The organism is Kitasatospora sp. NPDC057518, assembly GCF_042802075.1.
Lineage (GTDB): Bacteria > Actinomycetota > Actinomycetes > Streptomycetales > Streptomycetaceae > Kitasatospora.
On record NZ_JBHVEU010000288.1, the window covers coordinates 1 to 11,435 of the forward strand.

Below are 11,435 nucleotides of genomic sequence, written 5' to 3' on the forward strand. Positions count from 1 at the left end.
ACCTGTGCCAGGCCCAGGTCCTGGAGGACACCGGACGGGCCGCGTACGCACCCGAGCAACCCCTGCGCGTCAGTGCACCAGCACCGGCACGTCGTTCTCGGCCGCCGAGCCCGCGTCCGAGCCCGTCGAGGCACCCGGCCGGCCGGCGTTGATGAAGGTGAAGGCGACCACGCCGGCCGCCACCAGGATCCCGAAGGACACCCAGATCGCGGTCGAGAAGCCGTGCACCATGCCCTGGAACTGCAGCACCTTGGCGGCCTCCGGCGAGGCGGCGGCCGCGGCGGTGGCGTGCGAGGCGAGCCAGCCGGTGGTCGCGCTGGCCGCGATGGTGTTCAGCAGCGCGGTGCCGATGGCGCCGCCGACCTGCTGCGAGGTGTTGACCATCGCCGAGGCCACACCCGCGTCGCGCGGCTGGACGCCGTGCGTGGCGAGGCTCATCGCCGGCATGAACGCGGTGCCCATGCCGAGGCCCATCAGGACCAGGCCCGGCAGGATCAGCGCCGGGTAGGAGGTGTCCAGGCTGATGTGGGTCAGCAGGAACATGCCGGCCGAGGCGACCAGGAAGCCGGGCGCCATCAGGTAGCGGGCCGGGACCCGGGTCATCAGCCGGGCGCCGATCTGGGTCGAGCCGGTGATCATGCCCGCCACCATCGGCAGGAAGGCCACACCGGTCAGCACCGGGCTGTAGCCGAGCACGATCTGCAGGTAGTAGGTCAGGAAGAGGAACAGACCGAACATGCCGATCACGGCCATGCCCAGCGACAGGTACACCCCGCCGCGGTTGCGGTCGAGCACCACGCGCAGCGGCAGCAGCGGGGCCTTGACCCGGAGCTCCACCAGCACGAAGGCGGCCAGCAGCACGGCGGCCGCGACGAACAGGCCGATGGTGGTGCCGGACGACCAGCCGTCCGACTCGGCGCGGGTGAAGCCGTAGACCAGCGAGACCAGGCCGGTGGTCACCAGCAGGACGCCGGGGACGTCCAGCCGGTTGCGGTTGCGGCCCTCGGCGGGCTCGCGGATCACCATCACGGCGCCGACGGCGGCCACGATGGCGAACGGGATGTTGACGAAGAAGGTCCAGCGCCAGTTCATGTACTCGGTGAGCAGGCCGCCGAGGATCAGACCGATGGCGCCACCGCCACCGGCGATCGCACCGTAGATGCCGAAGGCCTTGGCGCGCTCCTTGGCCTCGGTGAAGGTCACCGCGAGCAGCGACAGCGCGGCCGGCGCGAGCAGTGCGCCGAACACGCCCTGGAGTGCGCGGGCGCCCAGCAGCATCGCGGTGTTGGCCGCGGCGCCGCCGAGCGCGGAGGCCAGGGCGAAGCCGGTCAGGCCGACGATGAAGGTCCGCTTGCGGCCCCAGAGGTCCGCGATCCGGCCGCCGAACAGCAGCAGCCCGCCGAAGGCCAGCGCGTAGGCGGTGATCACCCACTGGCGGTTGCCGTCGGAGATGCCCAGGTCCCGCTGTGCGGACGGCAGGGCGATGTTCACGATGGTCGCGTCGAGGACGACCATCAGCTGGGCGAGGCCGATGAATATCAGCGCCTTCCAGCGCCGGGGATCGGGCAGCGTCGCCGGTCGGGCGGCGTCGGTTCGAGACATGGGGGTACTCACTTCACGGTGCGTGTGGTGTGCGTGAACGGTCGGGTGCCGTGCGGCGGGCACGGCGGGTCGCCGCACCGGGAGGGTGCGGTGGCAGGGCGCGCCGGGGCACGGCGGCGCGCGCCCGGACGGCTGGTACTGGTCGGGCCCCTACAGGCAGGGGGTCGGTACTGGTGGGTCGGTCAGTTCTGGGGCTGGAAGTCCTCGAAGGTCGCGGCCCGGCCGGGCAGCACCGAAGGAGCCGGTGCGCGCAGGCCGTCCAGGAAGATCTGCAGGTGCCGGTGGACGAAGTCGTCGAGCAGTCGGCAGGCGGTGTTCGGCAGTGGCCGGGTCAGCTGGCTCATCGCGATGAACAGGTCACCGTGGTCGACGTCCGACCGCAGCTCGCCCGCGGCCCGGGCGCGCTCCATCAGCCCGCCCACGGCGGCCTGCAGGCGCTCCCGGATCTCGGTCAACTCCGGGTCGTACAGGTCGACATGGTTGCTGAACAGGGTGCACAGACCGCCGACCTTCTCCCCGACGGACGCGTGCGCGAACCGCTGGAGGGCGTCGAACGGCCCACTGCCGTCAGGGGCGTCCGCCTCCGCCGTCGCCGTCTCGGCGAGGGCCAGGATGCGGTTCTTGACGAGCACCGCCACCTCGCGGATCAGCGCCACCCGGTCCGGGAAGTTCCGGTACAGCGTGGCATTGCCGACCCCCGCCCGCTTCGCGATCTCGTCCAGGGGCGCGTCCGCACCGTACTCGACGAACGCCTCCCGGGCCGCCAGCACGATCCGCTCCCGGTTCCGGCTCGCGTCCGCACGCAACTTCGGCGTACGTGCGCTCCCCGCGGGACGGACCGACTCGGCGGTGGTGGTCACGACGACTGCTCCTCATCAGGATACCGGGGAAAATCTCCCCGCTTCTTCCAACGTACTCGGAAACGGGGAATCCGTCCCCGGAATTTCCCCTCACCATGTGACCTGCGTCACATAACCCCCCTGCTCGCGGATAGGGATGTCACACCCCGGCCCTACGGTCGCGGTATGTGCACGGCTCCTGACGCACCGCGCCGATCGCAGATGCGGCCCGAAGAGTTCGAGGAACTCGCGCGCCTGGCTTTCCGGGCGCTCGAGGGCCTCCAGTTGGAGTTCCTCGGCGGGCGACTGGGAGTGAAACCGAGGTCGGGCGGCAACCACGGCTGCGTGATCGAGTGGCTGGTGCGGAGCTGCTTCCAGGCGCGGCCGGAGCTGTGGCTGCACAGCCATGGCCTGAGGATGCGGGGAACCGACGGCGGACGGGTCCATCCCGATGGCACTCTGGCCCCCGCCGAGGCCTTCGTCGGGCAGGGGGAGTGGGTCGATGCGGATCGCGTGCTGATGGTGGTCGAAGTGACCGATGCGGACGTCGACGCCGATCGGCGCGCCCGGGTCGAGAAGCCCCGCGCCTACGCCGAGGCCGGCATCCCCGTCTACCTGCTGATCGACCGGGACTCCGCGGAGATCATCGTCCACAGTCAGCCCGACGGCGTCCGCTACGAGACTGTCCACACCCTGCCGTTCGGCAAGGCCGTCCGCCTCCCCGACCCGGTGGGCATCTCCCTGGACACCGAGCCCCTCAAGAACTGGGTGCGCTGATCCCGGGCATGGCTTCCCCGGGGCGGTGAGGGTGGCGCCCTAGGCTGTGGGCGTCCCGGGCGGCCGGTGGGCCGTGGGAGTCGGGAGGGGCCCGGCGGCCGGGTGGGCGGAGGAGGTTCGCGATGGGCAGCGGTGAGACGGTCGCCCGGGTGCGCTGTGTGGCGGCCGTGCCGTGCTGGGTGAGCCTGATGGCCCCGGATCTGGAGGACGCGAAGACGTTCTACGGCCCGCTGCTCGGCTGGGAGTTCGAGCCCGGGCCGGACCGCTTCGGCCCGTACGTGCACGCGGTGACCGGCGGGGAGGCGGTGGCCGGGCTGGGCGTCGCCGGTGTCGGGGCGGTTCCGCTCGCGTGGACCAGCTACTTCGGGACGGAGAGCGCCGACGCCGCCGCCGACGCGGTGCGGGAGCGCGGCGCGACCCTGGCGGTCGGCCCGCTGGCCTTCGACGCCGGACGGGTGGCCTTCGCGGCGGACCCGGCGGGCGCGGTGTTCGGCATCTGGGAGGGCCCGCTGGGCCGGGCCCGGAAGCTGGACCTGCCCGGGGCGCCGGTCTGGATCGAGCTGCGCACCCCGGACCCGTTCGCGGCGGCGTTGTTCTACGGCGAGGTGTTCCGCTGGGACGGCCGCGACCCGGAGCGCTTCGACGTCCGCTGGGAGCACGACCGGGTGGTGCTGCGCGCCGAGGGGCACAGTGTCGCGGCGCTGGCCAAGGAGCAGGCCGGCGGCCCGGCCGGGATGCCGCCGCACTGGGAGGTGTCCTTCGCCGTCCCGGACACGGACCGGGCGGTGGCCCGGGCCGCGGAGCTGGGCGGCGGGGCGCTCGGGCCGGCCTTCGACTCCCCGTACGGGCGGGTGGCCCGGCTGCGGGACCGCGAGGGCGCCCGGTTCGCGGTGATCAGCCCGAAGCATTGATCCGGCCCGGAGGAATGATCCGGCCTGAAGGAATGAGCGGGCCCGGAGGGACGGGCCGGCGGGAGCGCTGATCAGTCCGGGGCGTCCAGTTCGGCCCGCTCCGCCCGCAGCCGGTCGCCCAGCGCGGTGCGGGCGGCCGCGGGCAGGGCCTTGCGGGCGGCCGGGAACAGCTGCTCCTCTTCCCCCCGCAGGTGCCGCCGCAGGGTTTCGGCGAGGCCGCGCAGCAGGGTGTCGAAGGCCGGTTCGGCCGGTCCGAGCCCCTGGAGGTCGGCGAGGTACTGCCCGATCGCCAGGTGGTCGTGGATGCTGCGGAAGACCAGGGCCCCGCCGTCGGGCACGTCGTGCTGGACCACCGGGAAGAGGTGTTCCTCCTCGGCGGCGCAGTGGGTGAAGAGGAGGTCGGTCAGCCGGGCCACCAGCTCGCCGCGTCCGGGGTCGCCGGCCGGTGCGGCCTCGATCCGGTCGAGCAGTTCGGTGACCGCCCGGTGGTCGGCGGTGAACTCGCCGAGGATGTCAGGCCTGCGGCTCATGGCCCGCCCGCCTCTCGCACGGAAGACTTCCCCCGCTGTCTTCCAGTATCCGGCGCCGGGCCGCCCGCCCGGAGGCACGCGCCGCTCACCCCCCGTAGTGCCCGCTCACCCTCCGTGGGTCCCGCTCACCCCCCGTCCCGCCGCCCGGTGAGGGCGAGCAGCCGGGTCTGCGGGTCGGCGTCCTCGGGCACCGGCAGCGGCGGGTCGAAGAGCCCGCTGCCGGAGAGGTCCCCGTACCCGGCGAACTCGCCGAGCGCGAACCCGACGAGCCCGTCGGGGAGCCGGGTGTGCCGTCCGATGCCCTCGGCGAGGTCCCAGGAGTGGATCACCAGGTCGGTGGTGAGCTGGTCCAGGTAGTACTGCCCCGAGGTGTCCCCGAAGGAGAGGTGGACGGTCAGCTCGGTGGCGCCCGGGACGGCCCAGGCCTCCCGGGCGGCCTCGGCGGCGCCGGTCCAGGCGGTGACCGGGTCGTCGCCGAGCACGTCGCCGTCGAAGCGCTCGCCGACCTCGCCGACGGTGGCGCCCATCAGCAGCTCGGGCACCCAGAGCTGTTCGCCGGTGAGGTGGTTGACGAGGTCGCGGACGGACCAGTCGCTGCACGGGGTGGGGGAGTCCCACTGTTCGGGGGTGATCAGTCGGACGCGCTCGCCGAAGGCGTCCAGCGCCTCGGGGTACGGGGTGCCGGTCCGGGTCTCCCGTCGGTGCTGCCTGTGGTGGGCCATGTCTCCACCCTCTCCGGCCGGGGCGGGGCCCGCGAGTCGCCGACGGCCCGTCAGTTGTTCAAATTCGAACTTCGGGGTACGGTCGGTGAAGCGGCGGTTCAAATTTGAACAATGGCGCCGGGTGACGATCCCTGCCTGCCGCACCACCACAACCCTTGACCGTGTCCGGCCGCGCCGGACGACGACCGAACCCCGATCGATGGAGACGCGCATGCCGAGCAGCAGCCCGAGCACGACCGCCGCCACCACCACCGTCAGCCCGACCCGGGACACCGCCGGGTCCGCGACGACCTCCCCGCACGCCTATGACGCCGGACTCCTGCTCCTGCGCCTGGCCCTCGGCCTGACCATGGCCGCGCACGGCAGCCAGAAGCTGTTCGGCTGGTTCGGCGGCGGCGGGATCGACGGCACCGGTCAGTTCTTCACCATGAGCGGCTACCCGGCCGGCAATGCCATGGCCGTGGTGGCCGGCCTCACCGAGACGCTGGGCGGACTCGCCCTCGCCGTCGGCCTGCTGACCCCGCTGGCGGGCGCCGCGATCGTCGGCACGATGGTCAACGCGATAGCCGTCACCTGGGGCGGCGGCTTCTTCGCCCCGAAGGGCAGCGAGTACGAGCTGCTGCTGACCGCCGGTGCCGCCGCGCTCGCCCTGACCGGCCCCGGCCGCTACGCCGTGGACCGCTTCCTGCCGGTGCTGCGGGCGCACCGCCTGGCGTACGGCGCGGCCGCCGTCGTGGTCGGCCTGGTGACGGCGGGCGTGATCCTGCTGCTCCGCAAGTAGCCGGAATCCGGCGGTAGTCGGTTCCACCGATCCGCGGGCCCGAAGGGCATGGCGACGACGACGTCGCCATGCCCTTCCGCTTTTCCGGATGGGTAGGGCTTGGGTAAAGGCCTTCACAATGATGTGTGATGTGTGCAATATTACATGGCACATCCCCACTGTTTCCACGACGGACCCGCCCCACGGGTCCCGTCGCGGACGGTCCTCGCTCCCCCGTAGGCCGCGCCCCAAATCGCGGCCGATGACGGCCCGGAGGCCCCCACGTGAATGGCCAACGCTTACTGCGAGTCCCGCGGTTGGCACGACTGTTGACGCTCGTCCTGTCCCTGTTCCTGGCGGTCGGCCTGTTCGCCCCGCTCAGCCAGGCCGCCCCCGCCGGCCCCACCCCCGGCGGAACCACCCCCGGCGGCACCCCCGCCGGTACGCCCGCCGGCACGGCGCCCGCCCACCTGGCGCCGCCGCCCGCGATCGGCGAGAGCCGCGCCGACACCACCCCGGCGAAGCCGGACGGCCGCAAGCGCCTCAGCCCCGAGGACCTGGTGCCCCAGTCGCCGACGGCCCCGCTCACCGGCCTGCCGACGGCCGGGCAGCCGCAGGCCAAGGCCTTCGGCCTGGACGCGGCCGCCGCCCGGCCCTGCAACGTCGGCGACTTCACCAGCCGGACCGGCAGCGCGCTGGTCCAGCAGATCAAGTCCGTCGACCTCCAGTGCGTCAACTCGCTGTTCAAGATCGGCCGCGGCGACGCCGCCAACGCCTTCCGCGAGTCGCAGATGGTCACCGTGGCGAACGCGGTGCGCGACGCCGCCAACGGCTACCAGGGCAACGACAGCGGCTCGATCGCGGAGCTGATGCTCTACCTGCAGGCCGGCTACTTCACGCAGTTCTACAACCCCGACGTGGTGGGCCCCTACGGCAGCGGCCTGAAGGACGCCTCCCGCGCCGCGCTGGACGCGTTCTTCGCCAACCCCCGTTCGCGGGACGTCACCGCGGACAACGCGAGCCCGCTGGCCCGCGCGGCCACGCTGATCGACAGCATCAAGGACAGCGCCCGCTACCTGCCCGTCGTCAAGCGCCTGCTGTCCGACTACGACAGCGCCACCTGGAACCCGAACGGCATGGTCTACGCGGTGACCCCGGCGCTCACCGCGCTGTTCGCCGGCCACTGGGAGGCCGACTTCCTCCCCGCCGTCAAGGCCGACCCGAGCGTGCTGGACGCCCTGTTCACCTTCATCTCCCGCAACCAGGGCCTGCACGGCGGCACCTACGGGCGGACGGTCTACGAGGCGACCAACGAGCTGACCCGCTTCATGCAGTACCCGGACCTGCTGCCCCGGCTGCGCCCCTACGCGCGGGCCCTGGCCCAGCAGTCCGCCCCGACCGGCCCCACGATGTACCAGCGCGGCTCGGTGACGCTCGCGGTGAACTGGTGGGACAAGGGCAACTGCTCGTACTACGGCACCTGTGACGACCCGGCGAAGTTCAAGGCCGCCAACCTGACGGTGAAGCACAGCTGCAGCCCGAGCATCGTCATCCTGGCCCAGGCGCTGGACGCCGCCCAGCTGAACACCGCCTGCACCAGCCTGAACGGCCAGGACGCGTTCTTCCACGCGGTGGCCAAGGACAACGGCCCGGTCAAGGACGACAACAACAAGACGATCGAGGTCGTGGCCTTCCACTCCTCGCTCGACTACCAGGTGCTCGCCGCGGTCATCTACGACATCAACACCAACAACGGCGGCATGTACCTGGAGGGCGACCCGGCGGCGGTCGGCAACCAGCCGCGCTTCCTCTGCTACGAGGCCGAGTGGGCCCGCCCGTCCTTCGAGATCTGGAACCTCAACCACGAGTACACCCACTACCTCGACGGCCGGTTCAACGTGTACGGCGACTACGACGCCGGCCAGGTCCAGCCGATCGACTGGTGGGTCGAGGGCTTCGCGGAGTACGTCTCCTACTCGTACCGCAAGGTCGTCAACGACGGTGCCATCGCGGTCGCTTCGCAGCACGCCTACCGGCTGAGCGAGCTGTTCGACACCGTCTACGCCACCAGCAGCCAGGACCGGGTCTACCGCTGGGGCTACCTGGCCGTGCGCTACATGCTGGAGCAGCACCGCTCGGACCTCGACGCGGTCCTCGCCAAGTACCGCGCCGGTGACTGGAACGGCGCCCGCGCCATCCTGAAGACCACCATCGGCACCCGCTACGACGCCGACTTCGACAGCTGGCTGACCAAGTGCGGCGCCGGCGCCTGCGCCACCGACACGCCGGGCCAGCCGCAGCTGCCGGAGTGCGCGGGCAACGACGTCCGGCTGCTTTCGGCCGACTGCGTGCGCGGCAACGTCGCGGCGACCACCGGCAACTACGCGCACTTCTACCTCCTGGTGCCGGCCGGCACCAAGCAGATCAAGGTCACCAGCAAGGGCGGCACCGGCAACGGCGACCTCTACTACAACCCGACGAGCTGGGCCTACACCAACGCGTACGTCACGCGCTCGGCGGGTCCGGACAACGCGGAGACGCTGACCGTCACCAACCCGCCGGTCGGTGGCTACGTCTTCTTCAGCCTCTACGCCCAGCAGGGCTTCAGCGGGGTGAGTGTCACGAGCGAGATGTGAGCCGACCCCGGCTGACCCCAGACAGGTGACCGCCCCGGGCGGAGCGCTACGGCGCCCCGTCCGGGGCGGGTCTGTTGACGGACCGTCACCACGATCCCTCCGTGAATTCCCCGCAAACTGCGCACAACGCCCCGGGTTCCCAAGGCCATGTGAGATGTGCCATGGTACATGTCACACCCCCCACCGTGCCCGACGGAACCGCTCCCCACGCGGCGCCGTCACCAACGGTCCTCGACACCCCCCACCGGCCGCGCCCCAAATCGCGGCCGACGACGGCCCGGAGGCCCCCACGTGAGTCCTTCACGTCTGCTGCGACTCCCGCAGCTGGCACGATTGCTGACGCTCGTCCTGTCCCTGTTCCTGGCGGTCGGCCTGTTCGCCCCGCAGTCCCAGGCCGCCCCCGCCACCCCCACCCCCGGCGGCTCGCCCGCGCCCGTCCCCACCGGGCCGGCCCCGCAGCCCGCCACCGGCGCAGCCGAACGAGCCGACAGCGGGCAGCAGTTGGCCTCGGTCGACCAGCGCGCCCCGCTCTCGGTCGACACCCGGCCGGCCGAGGTCCGGCCGACCGCCAAGGCCCTCAGCCTCGGCGCGGCGGCCGAACAGGCCTGTACCGTCGGCGACTTCAGCGGCCGGACCGGCAGCGACCTGGTCCAGCACATCAAGAGCGCGGACATCAACTGCATCAACAGCCTGTTCCAGCTCACCGGCGGCGACGCGCGCGGCGCGTTCCGCGAGGAGCAGATGAACACGGTGGCCTACGCGCTGCGCGACGCGTCGGCCAACTACCCCGGTGACAACAGCACTTCGGTCGAGCAGCTGGTGCTCTACCTGCGCGCCGGCTACTTCGTGCAGTGGTACCACAAGGAGGACGTCGGCGAGTACGGCGCCGGCCTCAAGACCGCGATCCAGTCCGGGCTGGACGCCTTCTTCAACAGCGCCCACTCGCGCGACGTCGCCTCGGGCAACGCGCCCATCCTGGGCGAGGCCGTCACCCTGATCGACAGCGCGCAGGAGAACGTCCGCTTCCTGCCGGTGGTCAAGCGGCTGCTGGGCGACTACAAGGCCGACACCTGGAACCCGGCCGGCATGGCCTGGGCGGTCAACCCGGTGTTCACCGTGCTGTTCCGCGGCCACCAGGTGCCCGGCTTCGACGCGGCCGTCGAGGCGGACCCGAGCGTGCTGGACGCGCTGTCCGACTTCGCGACCCGCAACAACGCCCTGCTCGGCGACAGCTTCGGCGTGCTGGTCTACAACGCGACCAAGGAGCTGACCCGCTTCCTGAAGGACACCGCCCTCCAGGCCAAGGTCCGTCCGCTGGCCAAGACGCTGGTCGAGAAGTCGGAGCCGAAGGGCCGCACCGTCTACCAGTGGGCCGCGGTCGCGGAGGCGGTCGACTACTACGACCAGGGCAACTGCTCCTTCTACGGCACCTGTGACAAGTCCGCCCAGCTCAAGGCCGGCGTGCTGACCGTGAAGCACACCTGCAGCCCGAGCATCACGCTGCTCGCCCAGGCGCTGGACGCCACCCAGCTGAACACCGCCTGCACCAGCCTCAACGGCCAGGACGAGTACTTCCACTCGGTGGCCAAGGACAGCGGCCCGGTCAAGGACGACAACAACAAGACGATCGAGGTCGTGGCCTTCCACTCCTCGCTCGACTACCAGGTGCTCGCCGCCGCGATCTACGGCATCGACACCAACAACGGCGGCATGTACCTGGAGGGCGACCCGACCAAGGCCGACAACCAGCCGCGCTTCCTCTGCTACGAGGCCGAGTGGGCCCGTCCGTCCTTCGAGATCTGGAACCTCAACCACGAGTACACCCACTACCTCGACGGCCGGTTCGACATGTACGGCGACTTCGAGGCCGGCATGAAGACCCCGACCGTCTGGTGGGTCGAGGGCTTCGCGGAGTACGTCTCCTACTCGTACCGCAAGGTGAACAACGACGGCGCCATCGCGGCGGCCGCCCGCCACACCTACAAGCTGAGCGACCTCTTCGACACCGGCTACGGCGACCAGGACCGGGTCTACCGCTGGGGCTACCTGGCCGTCCGCTACATGCTGGAGCAGCACCGCTCCGACCTGGACGCGGTCCTCGCCAAGTACCGCACCGGTGACTGGGACGGTGCCCGCACCATCCTGAAGACCACCATCGGCACCCGCTACGACGCCGACTTCGACAGCTGGCTGACCAAGTGCGCGTCCGGCGGCTGCGCCACCGACGGCAGCGGCAACCCGCCCACCACGCCGGGCACCCCGCTGCCCGAGTGCACCGGCACCGACACCCGGCTGCTGGCGGCCAACTGCACCCGCAGCAACGTCGCGGCCACCACGGGCAACTACGCGCACTTCTACCTCCTGGTGCCGGCCGGCACCAAGCAGGTGAAGATCACCACCAGCGGCGGCACCGGCAACGGCGACCTCTACTACAACCCGACGAGCTGGGCCTACACCGACACGAACACCGCGCGGTCGACCGGCCCGGACAACTCCGAGACGCTGACCGTCACGGACCCGCCGGCCGGCGGCTACATCTTCTTCAGCCTCTACGCCCAGCAGGGCTTCAGCGGGGTGAGCGTCACGAGCGAAATGTGAGCCGAGTACGGCGAACGGACAGGTGACCGCCCCGGGCGGAGCGCTACGGCGCCCCGCCCC

General features: G+C 71.5%; 9 protein-coding genes. 5 read left to right on the forward strand and 4 right to left on the reverse strand.

Going from position 1 to position 11,435, the window contains the following annotated elements; genetic code table 11:
- Nucleotides 1-69: 69 nt before the first annotated feature.
- Nucleotides 70-1,602 (reverse strand): MFS transporter, encoded by a 1,533-nt coding sequence (locus tag ACFU7Z_RS26270; RefSeq protein ID WP_049651484.1) that lies wholly within the window; start codon nt 1,600-1,602, stop codon nt 70-72.
- Between the two features lie 182 nt (nt 1,603-1,784).
- Nucleotides 1,785-2,462: a TetR/AcrR family transcriptional regulator gene (locus ACFU7Z_RS26275; protein WP_049651485.1), complete on the reverse strand. Its 678-nt coding sequence runs from the start codon at nt 2,460-2,462 to the stop codon at nt 1,785-1,787.
- A 165-nt stretch (nt 2,463-2,627) separates the two neighbouring features.
- Between ACFU7Z_RS26275 and ACFU7Z_RS26280 the strand changes: the two genes are divergently transcribed.
- Complete coding sequence (locus tag ACFU7Z_RS26280) at nt 2,628-3,218, forward strand: Uma2 family endonuclease (protein WP_049651486.1); 591 nt, start codon at nt 2,628-2,630, stop codon at nt 3,216-3,218.
- 122 nt (nt 3,219-3,340) lie between these two features.
- A complete protein-coding gene (locus tag ACFU7Z_RS26285; protein ID WP_049651487.1) occupies nt 3,341-4,129 on the forward strand; it encodes a VOC family protein in 789 nt (262 codons plus the stop codon).
- 71 nt (nt 4,130-4,200) lie between these two features.
- On the opposite strand, the gene ACFU7Z_RS26290 is transcribed toward ACFU7Z_RS26285, so the two are convergent.
- Both ACFU7Z_RS26290 and ACFU7Z_RS26295 read right to left on the reverse strand, forming a co-directional pair.
- A complete protein-coding gene (locus ACFU7Z_RS26290; protein WP_074002297.1) occupies nt 4,201-4,659 on the reverse strand; it encodes a hemerythrin domain-containing protein in 459 nt (152 codons plus the stop codon).
- Nucleotides 4,660-4,784: 125 nt separating this feature from the next.
- Nucleotides 4,785-5,381 (reverse strand): TIGR03086 family metal-binding protein, encoded by a 597-nt coding sequence (locus tag ACFU7Z_RS26295; protein ID WP_380780052.1) that lies wholly within the window; start codon nt 5,379-5,381, stop codon nt 4,785-4,787.
- A 211-nt stretch (nt 5,382-5,592) separates the two neighbouring features.
- On the opposite strand from ACFU7Z_RS26295, the gene ACFU7Z_RS26300 reads away from it, so the two are divergent.
- From ACFU7Z_RS26300 to ACFU7Z_RS26310, 3 genes are all read left to right on the forward strand, one after another.
- Complete coding sequence (locus ACFU7Z_RS26300; protein ID WP_049651490.1) at nt 5,593-6,162, forward strand: DoxX family protein; 570 nt, start codon at nt 5,593-5,595, stop codon at nt 6,160-6,162.
- Nucleotides 6,163-6,458: 296 nt separating this feature from the next.
- The gene (locus ACFU7Z_RS26305; protein WP_380780054.1) at nt 6,459-8,777 is read left to right on the forward strand and encodes a M9 family metallopeptidase; all 2,319 of its coding nucleotides are present in this window, start codon (nt 6,459-6,461) and stop codon (nt 8,775-8,777) included.
- Nucleotides 8,778-9,068: 291 nt separating this feature from the next.
- The gene (locus ACFU7Z_RS26310; protein ID WP_380780056.1) at nt 9,069-11,375 is read left to right on the forward strand and encodes a collagenase; all 2,307 of its coding nucleotides are present in this window, start codon (nt 9,069-9,071) and stop codon (nt 11,373-11,375) included.
- Nucleotides 11,376-11,435 lie beyond the last annotated feature (60 nt).